The organism is Rhizobium gallicum bv. gallicum R602sp (assembly GCF_000816845.1).
Classification (GTDB): domain Bacteria; phylum Pseudomonadota; class Alphaproteobacteria; order Rhizobiales; family Rhizobiaceae; genus Rhizobium; species Rhizobium gallicum.
Genome location: NZ_CP006878.1, coordinates 114,844 through 138,378, shown reverse-complemented (window position 1 = coordinate 138,378; position 23,535 = coordinate 114,844). Strand labels below are relative to the sequence as shown.

Annotated in this window: 15 protein-coding genes and 2 pseudogenes; 7 read left to right on the top strand and 10 right to left on the bottom strand. The window is 56.4% G+C overall.

What is annotated here, in order from left to right:
* The first annotated feature begins 6 nt into the window (after positions 1–6).
* From ribB to RGR602_RS20690, 6 genes and pseudogenes are all read left to right on the top strand, one after another.
* Positions 7–810, top strand: coding sequence for a 3,4-dihydroxy-2-butanone-4-phosphate synthase (gene ribB, locus RGR602_RS20710; protein ID WP_074070628.1), 804 nt, complete (start codon positions 7–9; stop codon positions 808–810).
* A gap of 6 nt (positions 811–816) precedes the next feature.
* Positions 817–979, top strand: a pseudogene (locus RGR602_RS38540) (IS6 family transposase); the annotation flags it as partial.
* A gap of 257 nt (positions 980–1,236) precedes the next feature.
* Entirely contained in the window at positions 1,237–2,337 is a 1,101-nt protein-coding gene (locus tag RGR602_RS20705; RefSeq protein ID WP_223844039.1) for a helix-turn-helix transcriptional regulator, read from the top strand.
* Between the two features lie 271 nt (positions 2,338–2,608).
* Complete coding sequence (locus tag RGR602_RS20700) at positions 2,609–4,876, top strand: methyl-accepting chemotaxis protein (RefSeq protein WP_040114018.1); 2,268 nt, start codon at positions 2,609–2,611, stop codon at positions 4,874–4,876.
* A 177-nt stretch (positions 4,877–5,053) separates the two neighbouring features.
* A complete protein-coding gene (locus RGR602_RS20695) occupies positions 5,054–7,768 on the top strand; it encodes a sensor domain-containing protein (RefSeq protein ID WP_040114017.1) in 2,715 nt (904 codons plus the stop codon).
* A gap of 33 nt (positions 7,769–7,801) precedes the next feature.
* A pseudogene (locus RGR602_RS20690) lies at positions 7,802–8,148 on the top strand (DDE-type integrase/transposase/recombinase); the annotation flags it as partial.
* 446 nt (positions 8,149–8,594) lie between these two features.
* On the opposite strand, the gene RGR602_RS20685 reads toward RGR602_RS20690, so the two are convergent.
* From RGR602_RS20685 to RGR602_RS20640, 10 genes are all read right to left on the bottom strand, one after another.
* Complete coding sequence (locus RGR602_RS20685; RefSeq protein ID WP_052451674.1) at positions 8,595–9,713, bottom strand: ABC transporter substrate-binding protein; 1,119 nt, start codon at positions 9,711–9,713, stop codon at positions 8,595–8,597.
* A gap of 270 nt (positions 9,714–9,983) precedes the next feature.
* On the bottom strand, positions 9,984–12,497 hold the full coding sequence (locus RGR602_RS20680) for a methyl-accepting chemotaxis protein (protein WP_040114015.1): 2,514 nt from the start codon (positions 12,495–12,497) through the stop codon (positions 9,984–9,986).
* 183 nt (positions 12,498–12,680) lie between these two features.
* Positions 12,681–13,442, bottom strand: a complete 762-nt coding sequence (locus tag RGR602_RS20675; RefSeq protein ID WP_040114014.1) for an SDR family oxidoreductase — start codon at positions 13,440–13,442, stop codon at positions 12,681–12,683.
* A gap of 534 nt (positions 13,443–13,976) precedes the next feature.
* Positions 13,977–15,239: an NAD(P)/FAD-dependent oxidoreductase gene (locus RGR602_RS20670; protein ID WP_040114013.1), complete on the bottom strand. Its 1,263-nt coding sequence runs from the start codon at positions 15,237–15,239 to the stop codon at positions 13,977–13,979.
* 77 nt (positions 15,240–15,316) lie between these two features.
* Positions 15,317–15,628 (bottom strand): putative quinol monooxygenase, encoded by a 312-nt coding sequence (locus tag RGR602_RS20665; protein ID WP_013984706.1) that lies wholly within the window; start codon positions 15,626–15,628, stop codon positions 15,317–15,319.
* A gap of 11 nt (positions 15,629–15,639) precedes the next feature.
* Positions 15,640–16,740 (bottom strand): NAD(P)-dependent alcohol dehydrogenase, encoded by a 1,101-nt coding sequence (locus RGR602_RS20660; RefSeq protein ID WP_040114012.1) that lies wholly within the window; start codon positions 16,738–16,740, stop codon positions 15,640–15,642.
* 62 nt (positions 16,741–16,802) lie between these two features.
* Positions 16,803–17,801, bottom strand: a complete 999-nt coding sequence (locus RGR602_RS20655; RefSeq protein WP_040114011.1) for an ABC transporter permease — start codon at positions 17,799–17,801, stop codon at positions 16,803–16,805.
* 5 nt (positions 17,802–17,806) lie between these two features.
* Positions 17,807–18,748 (bottom strand): ABC transporter permease, encoded by a 942-nt coding sequence (locus tag RGR602_RS20650; RefSeq protein ID WP_040114010.1) that lies wholly within the window; start codon positions 18,746–18,748, stop codon positions 17,807–17,809.
* Between the two features lie 9 nt (positions 18,749–18,757).
* Entirely contained in the window at positions 18,758–20,284 is a 1,527-nt protein-coding gene (locus RGR602_RS20645; RefSeq protein WP_203226209.1) for a sugar ABC transporter ATP-binding protein, read from the bottom strand.
* 56 nt (positions 20,285–20,340) lie between these two features.
* Positions 20,341–21,429, bottom strand: a complete 1,089-nt coding sequence (locus tag RGR602_RS20640; protein ID WP_040114008.1) for a substrate-binding domain-containing protein — start codon at positions 21,427–21,429, stop codon at positions 20,341–20,343.
* Positions 21,430–22,094: 665 nt separating this feature from the next.
* Here RGR602_RS20640 and RGR602_RS20635 point away from each other — a divergent pair.
* Positions 22,095–23,201: an NAD(P)-dependent alcohol dehydrogenase gene (locus tag RGR602_RS20635; RefSeq protein ID WP_040114007.1), complete on the top strand. Its 1,107-nt coding sequence runs from the start codon at positions 22,095–22,097 to the stop codon at positions 23,199–23,201.
* The last annotated feature ends 334 nt before the right edge of the window (positions 23,202–23,535 follow it).

Sequence of the window (23,535 nt, the reverse complement as noted above, 5' to 3'; positions counted from 1 at the left end):
AAGAACATGAAGTTTGCTTCCATCGAGAGCGCGGTTAAAGCAATCGCCGCCGGAGAGATGATCATCGTCGTGGACGACGAAGACCGGGAAAACGAAGGCGACATCCTCGTTGCCGCGGACAAGGTGAGAAACGATCATGTTGCCTTCATGATGCGTTATGCGCGCGGCCTGATCTGCGTTCCGATGACCGGGGACCGGTTGGACGAACTGGATATCCCGCTCATGGTGGAGCGCAACTCGGATTCTATGCAGACAGCGTTCACGGTGTCAGTCGACCTGATAGACGGCGTATCGACCGGGATTTCCGCAGAAGACCGCGCCAAGACCATCAGGGCGCTCGCCGACGCATCAACGACGCCGGAGGACCTGTCCCGGCCAGGCCACATATTCCCCCTGCGGGCAAACCCGTCGGGTGTTCTCGGACGCCCCGGCCATACGGAAGCCGCGGTGGATTTCGCGCGGCTGGCCGGGCTCGAGCCAGCGGGTGTCATCTGCGAAATCGCCAACGACGACGGCACTATGGCGCGTCTTCCCGAACTCAGCGAATTCGCCGCGCGCCACAACCTTCTCATGGTGACCATCGAAGCCCTGATCGATTATTGCCGCGAGATCGATGAACGCGGCCCTCGTGTAGAGGATGCAGCCGCGGCGGCGGCGTTGTCGAATGTTTCGTATCTGGCAAGCAGACGTTCTACATGCCCCCAGCGGGAGAGCGGAACTACTACGTTCGCAGTCTCCGATACAGCACAAGAAAAGCGCGTTTCGCAGGTGCCAACGGGGGGAACGGACCTTGGGTTCGCTGTGCGATGATTGGGCATGACAAACCGTGACCCGCTTTATCGCCCCCGCCGCTTTCCTGCTGAAATTATTGCGCACGCGGTGTGGCTTTCTTTCCGTTTTGCTTTTGCGCCTGCGGGTGATCGAGGACATGCTGGCCGGTCCTGGGATCATTGTCTCGCACCAGACGATCCGCCTGTGGGCAGAGTAATTTGGTCGTACCTTCGCCAACGACAAGCTTCGATCCTACCACGCTGTAAAACGAGAGTTCATGCCGGATGTAGTGCTTCGGCTCCACCCTGTTCCACACCCCACCCCATGACCTCACCACGAGCCATCGTCGCGAACTGGGAGTAGCAGCGATGAACCTATGGGCCCAAATTGCTCGCGCATCACTGACAAAATAGACCGGCGTCATGGGCTCGCCTCTTTGCCCTTAAGTCTAAGATTCCCGTCGAAGTGACGGCGAGCACCGGCTGCGACCCCTCAATTGCCCTGTTCGCTCGTCGATGGCGAAAGGCCGACCTCATGCTTGGATACCGTTTCGGGAAGGAAGTGATGATGTGGAGAGTTGAGAGTGTCCCCTCTAAGATTGATCATTTCTCGCTCAAAGGCACTTGCAGCGAGGAACTCGCGGAAGCCCTTTCAAGGCTTTCCCCGCAATCTCCAACACATGTACAGGGCGACAAGACGATCGCCTACGATATCCATGCGATTACCAATGGCCCGATTGCAGTTATTGCCGCGCACTACGAGGGCGACCTAACGGTCCAGCACCAGGGACCGGCGGAGGCAAACATAATCATGCTTCCACTACATGGGCGATCCGTCGTTACCGTGGACGGCAGACAAATCCCGTCAGAGGGAAAGCGCGGCGTTTTCGTGAACAGTATGTCGGCGAGTACAACCCAATTCATTGGGCCCAGGAAACATTTGGGTCTTAGGATCTCCCATGATGAACTGACGCGCCGTTTAGCACGTCGGCTCAATACGCCAATAAGAGGCAGCCTCGATTTTTCGCCAGAAATCGACCTGTCGGTCGGGTTCGGCTCCCTTTTGGTGCAACTGGTACCAGTGCTGTATGCTGGATTGCGAGACGGAACCCTCCTTCAATCGCCGATAGCACTTAATCACCTCACCGAAACGACGATGGAGCTGTTGATCGAAGCTGCGCAGCATCGCTACTCACCTGAGTTATGCCGCGTTGTTGAACCACCCTTACCCAAGGCCGTTAAGCGGGCGGTCGACTATATGCGTGCCAATATTGCTCGGCCGCTATCTCTTGAGGAAATCGCAACGGCTTGTGGCGTAAGCCGACGCACTCTTCAGAGCGGTTTTCGCAACTTTCGAAATACGACCCCTCTGGCATTTCTGCAGCACCTACGGTTGGAATCAGTGCATCAGGAACTGATGACAGGCGAGCCTGGCCTCTCGGTCAAGCAGGTCGCTCTGAAATGGGGCTTCATTCATAGAGGCAGATTTTCTGCTGACTATCGCAAGCGCTATGGAGTATATCCCTCTGAAACATTGCGTATATCCGAGGCGGATTGCGCCGACTGATCTACGATCAGCCAGCGCGCTCGACCGTCTTCGAGGCTTGATAACAACAGAACTCTCCAGCAAACCGACTGGCTCGGCCCAAGATCTGTCTTGCGGATGATCCCCTGAACGCAACGATGTTCCGATCTGCGCAACGCAGTTTCAAACCAGTACAGGGGTTAATCATATGGTAAGTCTGCCGCGCTCAACTCACACGTAGCGGTCGATTTCACGATGTTCTTGACCGCGTCGCTAACGGAATCCGGTGTAATTTATAGTCCACGAGGAACATATGTCGAGACTGCCGCTATCTATACTTTTAATTATTTTGGCAATTATCCCGTTGGCGGCGTTCGTACTCATCGGAGTATCAACATCACTGGGATATTACCACGATTACTCTATGTTCCGAAGCGCACAGACAACGCATCAACTTGGGCGGGAAGGCGGATTCCTCGCCCAGGCTATAGCGGCGGAAGCGTTTGCAGGCGCCGACGTCCGTCGGGCAAAGCGAGCCGCATCGGACAGGGCTTTTACAGCGGTCTTTTCCGCGTACGACTCTTGGAAAAAGGCATTTGACGATCCGGCCATAGAACGGGCAGTGCAGATCATTCGTGAAAAGCGGGAGAATATCGATAGCTTCCGCCGGCGCGTCGATGACGGAACGGCTGGCGAGGCGGAGGGGGCCGTTGCCTTGCGCCCAGCTGCCGTTGCTGGTTTGGAGCTCGTCCGTCGCACTGGGGCGACTGTCAACGATTTGGATTTGTCACGCCAAATTACGGGTTTTCACGCGCTGATGCAGATCACGGAAGCTAGTTTGCTGGAGATCAGGCCCGGCCGAGCCTACATCAAAAATTCAGCGATGTCCGTCGATTTATTTTCGTCCCTCTTACAGTCAAAAAATCTAAAGCAGCTTTACGTGCCTGCGATGCACGAATTTCTCCCTGCCGATCTCGTCAAATCTTATGACGACTTCGAGGCCAGCGCCGCAGGCAAGTTCATCGCGGGCGTTCGCGATCAGATGTATGCGAACCAGCCGGGCGTTTCCTTCCCCTCTGAGACGTTGGATCGATGGAATGAAATCACCCAACAGCGGGCTGCTTTTTTGACCGAGCTCATAATGCGCACCGGCGACAAACTGGACGAGATGGCATTTCAGCGGTACGCCGATCTTCGCAATGCCTTTATCGCTTACTCCGGCGCTACGCTTCTGATCATGTCTACGGTACTCATTCTGTGCATTTCGGTCTTTCGGAGAATTTCAAGCTCCATTCGGACTCTGACCAGCCGAATGAAGGCACTAGCAGAAGGCGATATGTCGGCGCCGGTGCCCTTGACGATTCGACGCGACGAGATCGGGGACATGGCGCGTTGCCTTGAGTTTTTCCGCGGCGCGGCCATACAAAAAAATCAAATGGAGACATCCGCGGAAGCTGAGCGCATTCGTTCTGAGAAAGAGAAGCTGGATATTCAGATAAGGGCTGAAAAAGAAGCAGAAGAGCGCCTCGTTCGAGCGACGACGGCATTGGCAACCGGGTTGAAGCGGATGGCGGATGGAGACTTGATTTATGAGATTGAGGAGCCCTTAGCGCCACAGTTTGAAAGGTTGCGCGGGGATTTCAACGCTTCCATTCGTCAGCTCCGGCACGCGCTTGTTACCGTCGGCCATTCAGTCGAAACGGTCACGAATGGCAGCTCGGGCGTCTCGGCCGCATCTGAAAATCTTTCAAGACGCACCGAGCAGCAGGCGGCTTCGCTCGAGGAAACTGCAGCCGCGTTGGAGGAAATAACCGTCAACGTCGCATCGACCACAAAGAGGACGGCCGAGGCGCGCGGAGCCGTCCAACAGATGCGAGATCATGCGGAAATGTCCGGTCGGGTTGTACGCAATGCTATCGGAGCCATGCATCGCATCGAAAACTCCTCCAAACAGATTTCGCAGATCATCAGCGTCATCGACGCGATCGCCTTTCAAACGAACCTCCTGGCGCTGAACGCCGGTGTCGAAGCAGCGCGTGCTGGCGACGCGGGAAAAGGCTTTGCGGTTGTTGCCCAGGAGGTCAGGGAGCTTGCGCAGCGCTCAGCGACAGCGGCGAAAGAAATCAAGGAACTGATCGACAATGCAGCTCTGGCCGTCGACGAGGGCGTAAGGCTCGTGAGCGAAACCGGATCGGGCCTGAGAACGATTGAAGAGCTTGTGCAGGATGTAAATCTTCATATGGACGCAATCGCAACGGCCTCCCAAGAACAATCGTCGGGCCTGCGCGAGATCAACGGCGCGGTTAATCATATGGACCATGCCACTCAAGAAAATGCGAGCATGGTCGCGGAGATGAATTCTGCAGGATCACACCTCGCCCAAGAGAGCCAAAGCCTAGCTGCGCTTTTGAGACATTTCCACTTCAAAGACGAGAGCGGGGATTTCAAGCCACAGAAGGTCACAGGCGAACTTGGTAAGAGTTTCCCGGCCGGTCAGACAATGGTTGACCGCGGAAACTATCCGATGCGCCGCGGTAACCTGGCGCTCGCACCTTCGAACGATGATTGGCACGCGATCTAAATCATTTGGGCGGCGTCGCCGACCACAGTCAAATACACATCTTTGATGATTCTGAATGAGAGCTATATCCCGGTGGGGTAGCGGCATAGTACCCTCCGCCAAATGACTTGTGCGGTCCTTACAAAAAGCTGGCTTGACGCATGATTGCTCAGCCACGTGACAGAGCAGGACAGGCACATGAAACACATACGTCAATCGGAACGCACATCCCGCCCCGAACAGCCTGTGGAAGCGCAGATGGCGACTGATGCTCAAATCAATCAGGGGCGTGGCGCCTTCCGCAACGCGGTCAATGCCAGCCCTCCACTTGCCACGGGCACGGCACCGCCATTTTCGGAGGCCTCCAATGTCCGGCCATCGCACGGTCACGACGCAGATGTCGCGAGACTGAAGCAACCGTTTGACAAGTCTTTTCGGGCGAATCCCCGGCATCCTGCGACAAACTTCGACATGCCACTCAACGCCGAAGAGATGTCCAGTGCCGTCGTACTCGACGCGATCCCGTTACCCGTCTTCTTCAAGAACAGGGATGGCGTACATCTTGGTTGCAACAGGGCGTTTGAAAGCTTCTCCGGTCGCTCAAGAGCAGAGATTATCGGAAAAACCGTTTTCGATTTGGTACCCGCACCCATAGCCGAGACGTATGCCGCGTTGGACGAGGCGCTTTTTGCAAATGGCGGTGTTCAGCAATATGAAGCAAAGGCCACTGCGGAAAATGGTGGCGTAGTTGATCTTTTACTCAGCAAAACAGCGATCACTGATATCGCCGGTAACAGGATCGGCTTGGTTGGCGCGATGTTGGACATCACAGAACGAAAACGTGCGGAGCATGATCTCAAAGAGGCTCTTGAATTCGCAGAGGGAGTTATCGCAGCCATTCCTGACGTTCTGTTCGAGGTAGATGCCGACGGTCGCTACCTGCAGGTCTGGGCAAGGAATCAGGAGCTCCTGGCGCAGCCAAAAGAAGTGCTGCTCGGCAAGCTTGTCCGCGATGTGCTCCCTCCAGATCAGGGCGACATCGCTATGCTGGCACTTGAAGAAGCCGATGAAGCCGGCGCCTCCTACGGTCGTTGTGTCCGTATCGCCCTACCAAACGGCGAATCTCGTTGGTTTGAACTATCGGTGGCAAAGCGACCAAGCAGCGATCACTCAACCAATACTTTTCTGGTGTTATCTCGCGATATTACCGAACGAAAGCACGCCGAAGGCACAACTATTGAAGCTCGGGCTCGCCTCCTAAGTGTCCTGCAGACCATTCCGGATATGGTATGGCTGAAAGACGTAACAGGCAAATATCTGTTGTGCAATCATGCCTTCGAAGGATTGGTCGGCAAGGCAGAAGCGGAAATCGTTGGGAAAACGGACTATGATCTGTTTACGCCCGAACTCGCCCAGTTTTTTTGTGACAAGGATGAGGAGGCCATGCAAGCCGGCCGCATTCTCATCAATGAGGAACGGTTCACCGCTCACGAGGACCGTCGATCAACGCTTTTGGAAACTCGTAAGGTTCCGGTATTCACGGGGGGAAAGCTGATGGGGATTCTCGGCGTCGCCCGCGATATCACCGAACTGGACACGTCTCGTAAGAAAATCCGTCAGATGGCATTCTATGATTCTTTGACCGGCCTCCCTAACCGGACACTTTTCAATGAACAGTTACGCGAGATGATCAGGGACGCGGCTTCGGCGGGCCAGCGAGCCGGGGTGATGTTGATCGACATGGACCATTTCAAAGCGATCAATGACACTATGGGACATCCCGTCGGTGACGATTTGCTGAGGCAGGTGGCGACACGCATGAAAGAAGGCGTCCGTGCCAGCGACACAGTGGCGAGACTCGGTGGCGATGAATTTGCAGTCTTGCTGCCGAATGTTCAGGACAATGACGATTTGGCTCAAATTGCCAGCAGAATGCTCGCCGCATTTGGCGAACGCTTCATGCTTACCGACAGGGAGATCTTTGTATCCTGCAGCATCGGGATATCGGTATTTCCAAATGACGGCGATGCTCCCGACGATTTGGTGAAATATGCAGATTCTGCGATGTATTTGGCGAAGCGCTCGGGGCGTAGCAACTTCCGATTCTACTCAAGGGATCTCACGATTGGGGCTGAAAAGCGCCTGGCGCTAGAATCAGACCTACGCCTAGCTATGAAACATGGGCAACTTGAACTCCATTATCAGCCAAAGGTCCTATTAAACAGCGGAAAGGTGATCGGTTCAGAAGCACTGCTTCGATGGCATCATCCGAAGATGGGAATGATCCCTCCGGGAGAATTTATAGGTGTCGCCGAGGAAACCGGACTGATCATCGATCTTGGACGATGGGTGCTGCATGAGGCGTGTCGCACGGCTGCCATCATGAATGCAGATGGACTGCCCCCGCACAAGATCGCGATAAATTTGTCTCCTAAGCAGTTTCAATGCCCGCATTTGTCGCAAACGGTGGCGGACGTATTGCAGGAAACCGGTTGTCGTGCGGAGTGGATCGAGGTCGAAATAACTGAGAGTCTCCTGCTCCACAACTGCGAGGGCGTTTCGACGACACTCTCTCAGTTGCATGCGAGCGGAATTTCCATAGCGATCGATGATTTCGGCACCGGCTACTCATCTCTGAGCTATTTGGCTAACTTTCCCATTGATACCCTCAAGATTGATCGGTCATTCATCAATCGATCAGACAAGCGAAGTAGAGAACTGGTGAAGGCAATTCTCTCGATCGCGCGCTGCCTAGGGCAAAATGTGGTCGCTGAGGGCGTGGAGACGGTCGATCAAGAAAAATTCTTGGTTGAAAGCGGCTGCGCTGTGGCACAAGGATTCTACTATAGTAAGCCCGTCCCGAAGTCCGAACTTCTCGTCGCAAACGCACGCCCCGAGGCATCTAAACGTTAACGGACCTTGGGATTCGCTGTGCGATGATTGAGCATGACAGACCGTGACTATTTTATCGCCGCCACCGCTTTCCTGCTGAATTATTGCCCACGCGGTGTGGCTTTATCTCCGTTTCCCTTTTGAGCCTAGGGATGGTCGAGGACATGCCGGCCGCTCGTGGAATCATTGTCTCGCACCAGACGATCCGCCTGCGGGCAGGTAAATTTGGTCGTACCTTCGCCAACGACATTCGCCGCCGCAGTTCCGGTCGGCTCGGCCACAAGTGGCATCTGGATGAGGCCGTTGTTTCGATCCGTGACAAGAAGCACTGGCTCTGGCGAACCCTAGATCAGGACGGATTTGTTCTGGATGTGCTCATACAAAGCCACCGCTATACCAGGCGGCCATGCGGGCCGCACATCAGCCTGCTGCTGATGCTTGTTTCCATTCCAATCGTGATTGTTGCCGTGGCGCTGCTGATTGTGCGCGTGAAGCATGCGCTCGAGGCCGAAGCATAAACGTCACGGAATTTGATGTTCCGATGTGAGGGACGAGGGCGGACCGTCATTTTCACGCCATTGGGGGCGCAAGAAAGTGACCTTTATACAATGATTCTAGAGGCTTAGCGAAAATCAGGTAATCAACATTATGGAACAGGATCAGTAATAGCCCAGTAGAATATGCCCAGCATCCGGGGCGAGAGTGCCCAGGCCGGGCACATCGTCGTTCCTTCGGAACCGGATCGTTTCTAGAATTCCTGCTGACGCGACCAGCGGCATCCCCCATGTCGTCAACCCCGCCCCAGGCCGGGCGGGGTAGCGTTTCGCAGCCTATACAGCGTGCAAGATCAGTTTGTTGGCCTCCAAGAAAGCGGATCTGCTGGATTGTCGAAATATTTAGCGGCAGCGTCAGCAGTCCACCAAGCTGCATCCTTCGGTTCGAGCCAGTCTTCACTATTGGGATCGCAATCGGCTGGCAAATCCGCTTTTACATCATCGATCGTGTAAGGAATTGCCGGTCGCAGAATGGACTGTATCTTCGGACCTTGGCCCTCCAGAGTGCGCATCATCACGTCCCATACGAAACGAGCCTCGGAGCGCGGCGGCCAGAAGTGAAAGCTCCTGCTTACAAATTCAGGATTCTTACGCCAGAAGCATGATGCCGAAGCCTCTCCGCCAAGCACGATCGGCACTATCTCGCGCCCGGACTGGCGGACGGCGTTGATCACACCAGACTCAGCTCCCGACTGAACAATAATACCGTCAATTCGGCCAGGGTTAGCGGCGAGAAATTTCTGCAATTCTGATTGTGCGACGCTGTCTGTCCATTTCCCGTCAACCTGTCCGACGACGTTGATCTCGGGATAGTACTCCAAGGCTTTTGTGGCGCCGACCTGGAAGCTGTCTGAGGAGGCGAAGCCAGTGATTCCGGACACAAGCAACACATTGCCGCTGCCTTCGATCTCTTCAGCCAACCACTTTGACGCCTCAAAACCGCCTTGCATGTTATTCTCTGTCGCATTGATTGCGAACGGCGACGTCACATAACCGGAGTATGAGATAACAGGCACGCCTTTCGAATAGGCGTACTCTATTGTCGGGTTGAGCGCTGTAAGGTTGGAGCAGCATATGATTATGGCGTCGACACCATCATCTACCATCTGCCGCATTTGGCTGATCTGGGCGTTATCATCGAGATTGGACTGTGTAACGACGAGCTCGGATACCAGCCCAGCTTTCTTAAAAGTCGGCAGAAGCTCATTTGTAAACTCATCAAGGACGTTCGCACGCCATGTGTTATCAGCGTAGCTCGAGGCGTAACCAATTTTCCACGGTGGCGCTCGCTTTGCTCTGAAATTCCGAAATACAGATTCTCCCGTGGGCAACCGCGGGTCCAATAACTCGTAGGTCTTCCGCTCTTCCCGTGGCAGTTCACTAAGCCCACCAGCCTTCACCGTCAGCGGCATGGCCAGCGTTGCGGCGAGAAAAAATCCAATAATCAACTCACGTACGCACACGGATAGACACCTTTCAAAGTCTGAGCACTGAAAGATAGTTTCTTTGTCTTTAGGTTGACCCGGCCGTGCTGAATCCTGCGCGACGGAGAGCGACAAAGAGCTACCAGGAGAGAGACCGGCGCATCGAAGCAAAATCGTGCGCTCGGTTATGTGACCTTCATTCGATTGGATGGCCGCATGGCGCGCCATCGGAATGCTTCGAATCTAACTACGGCTGCCTTATGCAGCGAGACTTACCCGATGAGCCGGCCTATCATCTGTCAACTTGAACCCAGCAAGCCGTTCGCTGAGTTCGATAGTCTGATCAGAAAGCGTCTTCGTTGCAGCGTTTGTCTGCTCAGCCATGGTTGCATTCTGTTGCGTCCCCTGATCAAGAACATTGACGTTGTTATTGATCTCAGCAAGCGAAGTCGCTTGTTCGCGGCTGGAACTCACAATCTGGTCGATGCGATCAGAAATCTGCACGATTGATGCCGCTATACTGTGCAGAGCCTCCCCGGTCCTGCCGACGTAATCCGAACCGACGGCCACCTCTGACGAAGATTCTGAAATCAACTGCCGGATCTCGAGCGCTGCGGCTGACGATCTTTGGGCAAGCTCGCGTACTTCTTGTGCAACGACCGCGAAGCCTTTTCCAGCATCGCCGGCACGAGCTGCTTCAACGCCGGCATTCAGCGCAAGCAAGTTCGTCTGGAATGCAATCGTGTCGATCAATCCTATGATCTGACCGATCTTGTAAGATGCATCCTGAATTCGTGCCATGGCGCTTATAGCATCAGTTACAATGATGGCCGCGCCCTCTGCATGTTCCTTGACTGCAGAAACAAACGCTTGTGTCTCGCAGGCATTCTCCGAGGAGTTCCTCACCGTCGCAGTCACCTGCTCAACGGCTGCTGCGGTTTCTTCGAGAGAAGCAGCTTGTCGTTCAGTCCGGCGCGACAAATCATCAGAGGCTTTGAAAAGTTCGTCGGTTCCCCATTTGATTTGTTGGGTGTTTTCGTCGATATGGGACACGGTATCCCTGAGGACGCACAGTGAGTGGTTGAAGTCACGCCGCAGTTGCTCGAGATTGGGATGGAAGTGGCGGTCGATGGTCTGCGAGATGTCTCCTCGCGCCAATCTAGAGAGTGCCTCCCCGAGTGTTTGTACAGCGTTGGACACTTCTTTCTCAAGCTGAGCACGTTCAAACTCACGATCCGTCCGCTCCTGATCAGCCGTTTTACGGTCGTCTTGCGCGCGCGCTTCAACCTCGAGCTTCGAGACCGCATTTCCGCGAAAAACTTCAAGCGCGCGAGCCATATCGCCAATTTCGTCTTTCCGCTGGCAGCCAACGATGTCTGATTGAAGATCACCGGTTGCTAGCCCCTGCATGCGCCTTGCGATCCGTTCGATTGGAGCGCGCAATGTCACCATCAGGCCGGCTCCGGCCAAGAGGGCGACCAAAACACCGGAGACGGTAGCAGCTGCGGACAATAGTCGGGCGAAATCACTTTCCCGGTGAGCGTCATGTTCCTGAGTCGACGCGAACGACACGAGATTTTTCCATATCGACTGGACGGTTTTATCCGCCTCTGCGTATTGCGCCTGCCGCCCTTCCGCGATCTTGACCAACTTCTCGGTATTCTGTTCGATGGCATCCCCCTGTAAGTAGAGGACCTCCTCCATTTTGGGGAAGTCTGGCAATGAACCGGCTACGCCTCCAACCGCTACGGTGTCACGAGTCAGTTTCGTAAGTTGCTCAACGAGTCGCTCCTGGTTTTCAGTGCTGGCCGCCCGCAACAGGTTGTTTATCTCAATCTCTATCGAATCGGCATCCTGGCCTACCGATGCCACTGCCGCAACGAGCGTCTCCGATTCCGCCAATGGCTTATCCAAGGCTCGAACTGCGTGGGTTCCCTCGATCATATGCTGTATGGCGTCATCTCGCAGTCGCGGGGCAAACGCACTAAGGTCGATCCCAAGGCTGTGAAGGAACGCGCTATCCAGCCCGGTATTAGCGACGACCCGGGAGATTGCCTGTTCCAAGTTTGCGACTGCTTGTCCATCATCGCCCGCAACGACGCGCTTGACGGTTTTCATCGCCTTTTTGATCATGAGCGCCTGTTGCTGTGCCTCGGGGGTTTGCATCGCGCTGGCCGGCAGATTCACCAAATTTTCCGACAACCGCTGCATAATTGCCGCCGTGTCGATTGAGCGGGTAGCCTCTCTGAGCATCGTTTTGCCAGAGTTTTCCTGGTTGCGGACCTGCGCACGGACTTTAACCGCGGCCAGCTTCAGGTCGGCCGCGACCTGCTTGATCTCGGTCAAGCTTGCGGCAACGTCACGACGAATGGACAGCTCATCGTTGTGCAGGGACCACATGCGGTCCATGCTGTCAGAAATCGCGGACATCGCGGACTCACTGCTTTCAAGAGCACGAGTGTCACTACCAACGTCAGTGGCGACTTCCTGAAGCGACAGCATCGTGGCGCCCTGCCCCCTTAGACTTGCCAGGGCCTCATCACGGTTCTCCGTAGAACTCTGCGCCAAAAACCGGTTCATGCTCTCAGAGACGTCCCGAAATCCGCTCAAAGTCTCAAGAACTTCGCTCGATAGCCGAAGGCGAGATTGCAGCAATCCGGTCGCCTGCAGGCTCACGACACCGACGGCCGCCAGTATCATGACCAGCGGCACCAGTACTAATAAGACTTTCGCTCGGATGCTGAAAGCGGATAGCAAGCGATCGACGAACATAGGACCTCCAAATGACTAAACCGGGCACTGCCACCCATTTCTGGAGTTTTAGTTATTCGACCTAAACGAAGAGGAAGAATGTTCGAAGGCGGAGATGCAAAGTGCTTTACATCTTGTTAGGATTTCCACGTCGAATTGACGCTCAAACTTTCAACCTTAACGACAAGTTAATGTCTTCGCGAATTATCCTCGGAAAAGACTATCGTGAGGTTTCAGGTCGATGTGCAGGACGTTCCCCGTGAGCTTTCCAGACAGTTCTGGATTTGCGAGGAATTGGACAGCTTGAACAAGTGTCCTAAGCGTCTCACTTTGAACGTAAGATGTAGAACGCGCATTTCTGGTATGAACAGCGTTTATCCGAAGCCCCGAGTCGAAATACTTCTTCGCCATCGCACTCGTCGTAGTTCGTAAGGCCGCGTGGAGCACAGCTTCGCGGTCGGCCTCTAGCAGCGACTTCTCGTCAAACCAGGCGATATTCACAACAGCGAGTTCCTCTCCCTGGAGGCGGGAGCCGAAAGCACTTGTCACCCTTATCAGGTTGGAGACGGCATCAAGCCCAAGATCCGTAGCGGAAAGCGGTTCGGCGCATTCACGGCGACGGAAGGCTATGTTCACCAGAATATCGACCCGGCTCCAGCGTAGGTAGACCTGATCGACCATTGAATTGACATACACGTCCCTATTCAAATTGACCTTAACCGGAAACAAATTCGTACCCGAGACTGCGGTTAATGAACTGAAGTCTGAAGGGTCGAGGTCACCTACGGCGACACGGTAGCCAGTTTCGAGGAAAGACTGCGCAAGACAGAAACCGACCGGGTTTGACGCGCCCACCAACACGCATACTTTGCCTGCATGAGAGCCGGCATCGGTCTGTCCTCCTTCGATAAACCCTTCCGTCGGCGGCGTCCGGCAAGCGTTGTGAGTCTTAGATCCTCGTTTCACGCGGAAAACGGTCCATGTGTGAAACCGTGAGATCCAGCAACTCGTTCGTATCTCAACAGGGAAACCACCACACACTTATCTCCAAATCACGTTGTCTCCCGCCTCTCCGACCCCAAGCAGCCACGAGGACATGGAAAGATGATCGACGGACAATCCATCGGCTTTTTCGACGTCGGGCTTCACGAGGTCTTTGGCGCGCGCGTCGGTTTAGTCTGGCTGTGCCACAGTTGGACCTTCCATGGAACAACCCATGGATGTCTCTGGGGAACGGCATCTTTCCGGAAAGTCCTACGCTTTCACACGCGGCTCTCTGACGCGTATGGCATTCGTTTGGCCCTCAACGCTTGCACGCGCAGCATCGTCGAGCGCACTCGCCATTCTCGCGTTCCACGGTCGAGGTCCGTGGAACGATAATACTGTCTTTCAAAAACTCGCTCATGTTTCGTTCCTTCAATAGCTGCAGGTGACAAGGTCTTTCCGCGCAATGCCCACGAATGCGTGGCGTGCTTCCGCCACGTCACTGATAAATCCCTGCTAGACCTCGTCCTTCAGCGTCTCCTTCTGGGTAATAAGGCGGGCAGAGTGGTGTCCGGAGGTAAATGCCCAAAGCCAGCTCAGCGCGACCGCCATGCGGCTCCGTGTTCCGATCAAAAAGTAGATGTGGGCAAGGCCCCAGATCCACCAGGCGATGGAGCCCTTGAGCCGAAGCCTGCCGAAATCGATCACCGCGGAGCTTGGCCCTATGGTGGCAAGATTACCAAGATGCCTGTACTTGAAGGGAGGCGGCGCTGAGCGCTGCTTAAGGCGGGCCTTGATCACCTGGGCGACGTATTTTCCCTGCTGCTTTGCGGCAGGAGCGATACCAGGAACCGGCATTCCCTCGCCGGTCTTAACGCTCGCGGTATCGCCGACAACGAAGATCTCCGGGTGTTCTGAGACCGTGAGGTCGGGCTGCACGATAGCCCGCCCTGCTCGATCTGTCTCCGCCCCGACCCACACGGCGGCCTTGGATGCCTGCACGCCCGCCGCCCATATGACCGTACGGCTCGGGACGAACTCGTCCCCGATCGATATACCTTCCTCGGTGCAGTCGGTTACCGGCCGTCCCATGCGAACCTCGACGCCCATCGACGCAAGGGATCGCTCGGCGTATTGCGATAACGCCTCGTGGAAAACAGGCAGAACACGCGGCCCTGCCTCTACAAGAAGAATGCGCGCCGAAGTCGTATCGATGTTTCTGAATTCCTCGACAAGCGTCCTTTGAGCCAGTTCGGCGATGATCCCGGCCATTTCGACGCCTGTCGGCCCCGCACCGATTATCGAGAAGGTCAGCATTGCCGCCCGTGCATGGGGATCGGTTTCCAGCTCCGCCTTTTCGAACGCCAGGAGAAGGCGACGGCGGATGGTGGTGGCGTCTTCCAACGCCTTCAGTCCGGGCGCGAAAGGCTCCCATTCATCCCGGCCGAAATACGCGTGACGGGCCCCTGTTGCGAGAACAAGGGTGTCGTAGGGAATGGCATGACCGCCCTTGAGCGAGACGAGCCGCTTCTCGACATCGACGCCCACGACCTCGCCAAGAAGCGTTGTGACATCTTTCCTTCCACGGAAGACTGCGCGAATGGGCCAGGCAATCTCGGAGGTCGCCAGGACGGTCGTTGCGACCTGATAGAGCAGCGGCTGGAACAGGTGATGATTGCGTCTGTCGACGATCGTGATCGAAAGGTTTGGACATTTGAGATCCTTGGCCAATTGGATGCCGGCGAAACCGCCTCCCACGATGACAACTCGATGCTCCATTTCGTCCTCCCGCGAGCCTTTGGAAAAAAACCCGCCTCGGATCGAAGCGCGTCCTTCGGTGTTGCACGATCGCAAGCTCAGTCGCTGATGCGACTGCTCACAATGATGGAAGGGGGGCTTACCAGCAACGGAAGCAACGGTTCGAGAACACGCTTGACGTTCGCAGATTCTCCGTGACGCGCGGCTGCCTCCTCGTTTGCCCAACCATCGAGAATGAAGAACGTATTCGGCTCGTCGGAGCGCTGGTAGAGATTGTAGTAAAGGCAGCCCTCTTCCTCGCGGGCAGGGCCGACAAACTCCTGGAGCAGTGTGTTGACACGGTCCCGGTTACGCGTCGATGTTTTAAACTCAACGATGAGATGCTGTTCGTCGGACTTGCTCGATGGCATGTGGGAGGCTCCTAATTGAAGACGATGACGGGCTTGATCACGCGGCCAGCTTCGGCATCGGCGATGGCCTCGTTGATTTTCTCGAACGGATACTTTGTGATCAGCTTCTGGAACGGGAACAGGCCGGCCTGGTTTAGTTCGACCAGTTGGGGGATGAAGAGCTGCGGGATCTGATCCCCGAGGATGGCACCCTGAATTTTCCGGTTGAAGACCATGAGGTCCAGCGGGATTGGAATATCCTTGCCGAGCGCGTCGAGCCCGAGGAGGACGACATGACCCCCTGCCCGCGTGCATTTGATCGTGTTCAGGATGACGGGAATGATACCCACGGCGTCGATCCCAAAATCGGCACCGCCGCCCGTCAAGGCGTGGATCTGCTCCACGACGTCTGGGTCCCTGCCGTTGATAGCGTGGGTCGCGCCCAACGTCTTAGCCATGGCCAAACGCTGCTCGTTCAGGTCGATGATGATGATCTTGCTGCACCGCCGGACCTTGGCGGCCATCACCGCAGCCATGCCGACCGCTCCCGCGCCGAACACGGCAATGGTTTGACCGATCTCCGGCTTCATGGCGTTGATGACGGTACCTGCTCCCGTTGCCATGCCGCAACCGAGCGGGGCCGCATTCGTCAGGTCGAAATCCTTGGGAAGCTGCGCGGCGTTGTTTTCAGTCGCCAGGATGTGGGTCGCGAAGGATGACTGGCCGACAAAGTTGCTGCCGATGCCGACTTCATCACACAGCAAGGCCTTCTTGCCGTTCGGACGAAGCCCCGTCAGATTGTACTGGGTGTAGTTCTGGCAGTTCATCGGGTGAGAGCGCCGGCAATCGCCGCAGAAGCCACATGAACTCTGGCTGAGCGCAACGTGGTCGCCCACCCTTAAACCTTGGACGTCCGCCCCGATGGCCTCGACGATACCAACACCTTCATGTCCCGGTATGACCGGGGCGGGAGGCCCAAATATCCCATCACGGAGCAACAGGTCGGTATGGCAGATGCCCGTGGCGACCGTCCGCACGAGAATTTCATTGCCTTCTGGATCCGCCAGCTCAAGTTCACGAAACTCAAGCGGAGCTTTCGGTTTTACGGCCACTGCCGCCGTTATCTTCACCATGCTTATCTCCTGCATTCTCCCGCGTTGACACCGGGAATGACATGTTTGGCAGATCCTTGCGGCTAGACGCGACCGACGCGTGCTCCGTAAATGATCGCAGCAAGCGCGATGATCCCGCCCTGGACGATCAGCTTGCCGGGCTCCTGGATGCCGAACACCGTCAACATCGCGAAGAGGAAACTGAAGGCGACGACCGCCACGAAAGGCCCCGCGACGCCACCGCGGTCGACGCCGAACGTCACCCCACCGAGAATCGTCGCGGCGAGAGCGTTCATGAAGGTGTCGAAGCCGGGCTTGATCGTGCCAACGGCCAGAGCCGACACCTGAACCAGGGCGGCGATGCCTGTCAGCGTGCCCGCAAGCGTATGGGAGACAAAAATCGTGCGGGCCAGAGGTATGCCTGTTATCTCCGCCGCCCTCGGATTGTCGCCGACAGCGCGGAAGTAGCGCCCGAGGATCAAGAAGCGGAACGCTAATGCGACGAGAACGGAAATCCCGATCCAGACGATCACGGAGTACGACAGGCCGTAGATGTTCCCGCTCGTCAGGACGCGAAGCCAGCTTGGTGTCGAACCCGGTGCACGGCCCGAACTCATGAATTGGACGATCCCAATGAGGATCGCCGATACGCTCAGCGTCGCGATGACCGCGGAGGCGCGGACATAGGCCACGAGGGCGCCGTTGATCAGACCGACGGCAAGGCCGATGACGATCGGCATCAGGACCGTGACGAAGGGCGGGTAACTGTTGAGGAGCCCGGAGCTGGCGAGATAGATCGAAAAAGCAAACACGCCACTGACCGAGAGATCAATAGAACGTACCCGCATGACAAGAGATTGCGCCAGCACCGCGATCCCAAGCGGCGCTGACTGTTTCAGGATCACGAACCAATAGTTCGGATTGATCAGCGTCGCGCTTACAGCGGGGGCCACAGCGATCAGGATTGCGAGCACGTAATATGCCGGGGGCAAACCGAGCACCCAGGAAAGTATGCGCCTGGCGGTGAGAGTGCGCGATGGCGTCTCAATTTTCGCATCCGTTGTGGTCATCGAGAGGTCCATCTCTTTCAAAGTCCGATCGTTTTGCGACGCTGTGAGACGACGAGTGCTAGCAGCAGAAGGCCCTTCACGACCGACTGGAGGAATGCCGAGACGTTGGCGAGGTTCATCACGTTGTTGACGATGCCGAGGATAGCCGCGCCGGCCACAGTGCCGAGGATGCTGCCGATACCGCCAGCCAGGTGAACACCCCCGAGCGCTGCTGCGGTAACGGATTCAATTCCGAATGTGGCGCCCCCCTTGGGATCGCCCGAGGCAAGGCGACCTGCGAGGAACATCCCGGCAGCGCAAGCAAATAGCGCCGACAGGATGTAGGCCTTGATGACTGTGCGCTCGACCGGGACGCCATTCATGCGGGCATTGAAGTCGTTACCACCCGAAGCGAACAGGTAAAGGCCAAACGGCCTGCGATAAAGCAACCAGGCTGCAACAAACGTGGCGGCGATCAGCCAGAGCAGCGAGTTTGGCACGGGCCCAACGGAACCCGCGACTGACGCCGAAAGCCATTCGGGCACCTTCCCGCCGGGGATAGGAAGAATGATAAGCGCCAATCCCTGGCCGATACCCATGGTTGCCAGGGTCATGATGATCGGGTGGACGTTGAGCCTGGCTACGCCGTAGCCATTCGACAATCCGAATGCGATCGCAACCGCAATGCAAAGCATGACACGGACAACCTCGGGCATGTCGAGTGTCATGATCGTGGTCGTCACGCTGATGATCGAACCAACGGAAACGTCCAGGCCGCCCGTCAGGATCACAAAGGTCTGGCCCAGCGCAGAAATGACGAGAACAGTAGATTGGGCCAGTAAGTTCGACAGATTCTCCGGCGCCAGAAATTCTGGAAGCAGTATGACCGAAGCGACCACCAGGACGAGTAGCGTGCCGATGGACAGCCCGATCGCGCCCGCCCTGTAAGGTGTCTTCAGGAAGTTTGCGACGGTATTCATGTATCCTCCTCAATGAACAGCGGCGCGCGGATCGTGCGCGGAGTTCGAACCGAGTGCGGTTCCCAAAATGGTTTCCTCTGTGGCATCAAGCGCGGGCATCTGTCCGACGATCTTTTTGTCGTGAACGACCAGGATGTTGTCACAGAGCCCGATTAGTTCGGCGTGCTCGCGTGACGAGACGATCACTGCACCGCCACGATCGGCAAAATCGCGAAGCAGCTTGTAGATTTCCGCTTTCGCGCCGACATCGACGCCACGTGTCGGCTCCTCGATGACAAGGATATCGACCCCCGAAAGCAGCCAGCGGCCAAGAAGGACCTTTTGCTGGTTTCCGCCCGAAAGTTTGCCGACGGGCGAGGCTGGGTCGGCGGCCGCAACACGGAGCGACTTTATGACATTGTGAACCCTTAAGACCGAACGCCATGCAACGCTCGCCATGTTCCGGTTCAACTGCTTGCCAAGTGCGATGTTGTCGTAGATCGGAAGCCGAAGAAATAGGCCTTCCTGCTTGCGGTCTTCAGGAATGAAACCAATGCCGGCTGAGATCGCACTCGAAAAGCCGTTGGATACGTTCACACCGATCATGCGATCGTCGCGGCGACGCCGGACGGTCACAGCTGCGGCGGTTTCGACCCCGACGACCGCACGCATGATTTCGCGCTGCCCCTGGCCTTCCAGCCCGGCCAGTCCGATGATCTCGCCCGTGCGTACGGAAAAACCGACTGGCGGGCCATGGTCATTGAGACGAAGCCCTGCGACGTCGAGCATCGGCGACCCAATGGTCTGCGCCCTCGGCGGAAAGAAATTCTGAAGCTCGCGTCCAACCATGGTTGCCACAAGCGTTTGGAGATTGAAGTCTTCTGCCCTGGCTGTCTTTACCCAAGCCCCGTCCTTCATGACGGTGATGGTGTCGCACAGTTCGAACACCTCGTTCATCCGATGCGAGATGTAGACGACAGCCTTCCCTTGCGCCTTCAGATCGCGGATGACCTTGAAGAGATGAGCGACGTCCGTCGAGTTTAGTGCCGCGGTCGGTTCATCGAAAATGAAGACATCGGCATTGGATGTCAGACCTTTGGCGATTTCCACTGCCTGCTGCTGGGCAACCGTCAGCGTTTCCACAATCGCCGCGGCGTCCAGTTGAGGGAAAACGTCGGCAAGCAGCTTGCGGGATCGCTCGACGACCTCGGCGGTGTCTATCGACCCATCGGCACGCCGCGGTTCGTGTCCGAGAAACATGTTTTCGGCGACCGTGAGATTGGGGATCAGGGTGAACTCCTGAAACACTGTCGACACCCCGGCGAGACGCGCTTCCTTGGGGGAACGGAAGGTCACCTCTTCTCCTCGCAGACGGATGCGTCCAGCGGTCTGTTGATAGACGCCGGCCAGAATTCGCATCAGCGTGGATTTTCCCGCCCCGTTCTCGCCCATCAATGCGTGGACGGAGCCGCGTTCAAGCGAAAATTGAACATTCGACAGGACTTTGGCCGCACCAAAGGACTTGTTGATGCCGACCATCTCGACAAGCATACTCATGAACACTTCCATCTGCGAGGGTGAAGAGGGCGCGCTTTGTCCGCGCCCTCCATGCGTCAGGCCTTGAAGTACTCGAGGAGCTTCTCATTCGGCATTTCTGTCGGAGCCCAGTAAGCGTCCGTGAGATCGGAGCGGTAAAACTGTGCAAGATTGTCGTCGACGATCGGCTTGGGCCGGTTGGTCCAGTTGCGCTGGATCGGCTTGCCTTCGAGAAGCGCGAAGGCCGCACGCAGGGCTGCCGTCGAAAGAGCCGGAGGGCAAATGGGCCCAATCGAAGAGAGCTTTTCGTCATTCCAACGACGCATCCAACCGTTGAGCGCTTCTCCCGTGATCGGTGGAATGGTGGAAGCCCCGGCTTCCTGCAGCGCGTCCAAGACCCCGAGCGACATGTTCGCGCCGTCAGTCCAGACCCCGGCGACATCCGGATCAGACAGATAGAGGCTTTCGGCTATCTTCTTTGAGTCCTCGTAGGACCAGCTGCCGTGCTGGGTTGAGGTGATTTGGAGACCGGACTTGCTGAAGACTTCCATCGCCCCGGCGTAACGATCAGCATCGATCGGATGTCCGGCGACGCCGCGCAGCACCCACACTTTTCCCTTGTTGCCGAGCTTATCGACCAGGAACTGCGCCATCACCCGGCCGAAGTAGAAGTCGTCGCCTTGGACCTGCACCGTGAATTCGTCGGTGTCGACGCGACCGAGATAGACGACCGTCGGAATGCCGGCAGCCTTCGCCTTCCTGATGCCTTCCACGGCCGAGCCTGTCGTAAGCGGCGCAATGATGATTGCATCTACCTTTTGTGCGATCAGATCCTCGATGTCGGCGACCTGTTTTGAGGCGTTGAGGTCGGCGCTTCGGAATTGATAGTCGCCGACACGGGCCTTGTTCCTGCTGATCTCGTATTCGGCCTCGAATGCGGTTTGATAGGTGTGCGTCGAACCGGCCAGGCCATAGTGGCTGTGACCAATCTTCCAGGGACCTGACTTGGCAAACTTACCAGCGTCGACGACGGGGTTTTCCCCTTCGGACGGCCAAGTGTCGGGTAGCAGGGTGATCGTATCCTCTGCCCGCAGGATGCCCGGTATTCCGAACGCGCCAGCTGCAATCAAGGCACTGCCCGTCTGTAGGAATGTACGTCTTTTCATCGAAATTCTCCTCCTCTTGCCACCCAACGTGGCCATTTTGTCTGCGACCTGGAGCGCCGCTATCCTCCAGACATCGCCGAATTCTCCCCCAAACGGCAGATCGCATCATTATGAATAAGCAGACAATCTGTCAATAAACTATATTGAATTTCAGCTTTTCGACGTGTCTTCTGTGTTATCATACTGATTTATTTGTTCTTTTATTGCTGCTTGGTTCGATATAGCAATAAGACAAAGCAGCCGCCCGTTACCTCACCCCACGAGCGCGCCAACAGGAAACAGAGGAGACCGCGCCTCGCCGGCGAGGTTCATAAAAGGAAGTTTGGAGCCATAATCGCTACCATCGCCCGGAAAACGAGGCCGCGAGGCAGGAAATGCGGGCACCACCGTCAGCCGGAGCGTTCGATGAACGCCACGTCAGACTCAGTCAATCTGTCAAGCGAATTCCAGTTTTAAGACAGCCAACAATTCGGACCAAGATCTAGATCGGCCGCATGCCCTGAGGAAGCAATTGATATTACATTGATTTGGTTCTTTACATGTCCGTGTAGCGCTCTGGCATGGCCTCAGCGAGCATTTTGGTTCACTGAAGATAATTGACTGATTGTCTGCGAACGCCTACAAGTGTCACCTACCGGCCGAGCGCGCACTGAAGGAGTCATTTTATGAAAGAAGCATACGCTGCAATTTCGCGCGAAAAGGCAAAGCCTCTTGTTCTGGAGTGCATCGGTATCGATCAACCTCGCCCCGACGAAATCCTCGTCCGGATCGTGGCGAGCGGTGTCTGCCACACCGACATGGTTGTTCGCGACCAAGGATATGACGTACCGCAGCCCGTGGTTCTCGGCCATGAAGGCTCCGGCGTCGTGGAAGTGGTCGGGGCCGATGTAAAAGGGCTTTCGCCCGGCGACCACGTGGCTCTAAGCTACGCATATTGCGGGAAATGCGAGAAGTGCCGGGGAGGCATGCCTTATTATTGTGAAGACTTTTTCGGCAGAAATTTCCGTGGCACCCGGCCGGATGGCAGTTGCCCGCTACATGATTCACACGGTACCCAGATCAGCGGGTGCTTCTTCGAGCAGTCTTCTTTCGCCACCTATGCCATCGCCAGCGAGCGCAATGCGGTCAAGGTTTCCAAAGATGTTCCCCTCGAACTCATGGGACCGCTGGGCTGCGGGCTGCAAACTGGCGCCGGAGCGGTTCTCAACTGCCTCAAGCCCCAACCGGGATCTTCCATTGCAGTGTTCGGCGCGGGTGCGGTCGGCATGGCAGCCGTCATGGCGGCGAAGATCGCCGGATGCTCGACCATTATCGTGATCGACCTTAACGATGAACGTCTCGAACTGGCGATTGAACTGGGTGCAACCCACATCATAAACGCCCGCAATAGGGATAGCGTCAAGGCGATCAGGGAAATCATTCCCGAAGGCGCAGACTTCAGTCTCGAATGCACGAGCTCGCCGAAGGTGTTTCGCCAGGCGGTCGATTGCCTCGGCACCCCAGGAACCTGTGGACTGGTCGGATCGTCCGCGCTCGGAACGGAAGGGATCGTCGATATCGGCAACTTTCTGTTCGGCCGTACGCTCGTCGGTGTGGTCGAAGGCCAGAGCATTCCCTCCAAATTCATACCCGAGCTCATCGAATACTGGCAGCAGGGACGGTTCCCGTTCGACAAGCTCGTCCAGTTCTACGATCTCAACCAGATCAACGAGGCAATGGCCGATTCCGAGAGCGGCAAGGTCATCAAGCCAATCCTGCGCATGAAGCACTAAGCTCTCGTCACGAACATTGTCCAGAAGTCAGCCTCCCAAGGCAACGTCCGGCGGGGCCGTGGTCGTCACGGTCTCGCCCGGACACTCTGGAACGCAGGTGTGAGGCGCAACCCCGTTTCATCATTGCAACGCGACCAGGTCGCGGTAACGATAGTGGGCTCTTCCAGGTCAAAATATTAGTCTGCGACGGCGCAATTTCTCGGCGATCCGTGACCCCCTCATCAAGGCCTTGCGGCAGTTGACGACCGCACGTCATTGCAGAATCTGCAAATGTGAAGTGAGGTTCAACTGATGCTGCCCTTGGGCCATAAGAGCACTCGGGCCGGCAGGCCGA

Coding starts and splice junctions, on each gene's coding strand:
- ribB (WP_074070628.1), top strand. CDS start 7: ATGAAGTTTGCTTCCATCGAGAGCGCGGTTAAAGCAATCGCCGCCGGA.
- RGR602_RS20700 (WP_040114018.1), top strand. CDS start 2,609: ATGTCGAGACTGCCGCTATCTATACTTTTAATTATTTTGGCAATTATC.
- RGR602_RS20695 (WP_040114017.1), top strand. CDS start 5,054: ATGAAACACATACGTCAATCGGAACGCACATCCCGCCCCGAACAGCCT.
- RGR602_RS20685 (WP_052451674.1), bottom strand. CDS start 9,713: ATGCCGCTGACGGTGAAGGCTGGTGGGCTTAGTGAACTGCCACGGGAA.
- RGR602_RS20680 (WP_040114015.1), bottom strand. CDS start 12,497: ATGTTCGTCGATCGCTTGCTATCCGCTTTCAGCATCCGAGCGAAAGTC.
- RGR602_RS20670 (WP_040114013.1), bottom strand. CDS start 15,239: ATGGAGCATCGAGTTGTCATCGTGGGAGGCGGTTTCGCCGGCATCCAA.
- RGR602_RS20665 (WP_013984706.1), bottom strand. CDS start 15,628: ATGCCATCGAGCAAGTCCGACGAACAGCATCTCATCGTTGAGTTTAAA.
- RGR602_RS20660 (WP_040114012.1), bottom strand. CDS start 16,740: ATGGTGAAGATAACGGCGGCAGTGGCCGTAAAACCGAAAGCTCCGCTT.
- RGR602_RS20655 (WP_040114011.1), bottom strand. CDS start 17,801: ATGGACCTCTCGATGACCACAACGGATGCGAAAATTGAGACGCCATCG.
- RGR602_RS20650 (WP_040114010.1), bottom strand. CDS start 18,748: ATGAATACCGTCGCAAACTTCCTGAAGACACCTTACAGGGCGGGCGCG.
- RGR602_RS20645 (WP_203226209.1), bottom strand. CDS start 20,284: ATGAGTATGCTTGTCGAGATGGTCGGCATCAACAAGTCCTTTGGTGCG.
- RGR602_RS20640 (WP_040114008.1), bottom strand. CDS start 21,429: ATGAAAAGACGTACATTCCTACAGACGGGCAGTGCCTTGATTGCAGCT.
- RGR602_RS20635 (WP_040114007.1), top strand. CDS start 22,095: ATGAAAGAAGCATACGCTGCAATTTCGCGCGAAAAGGCAAAGCCTCTT.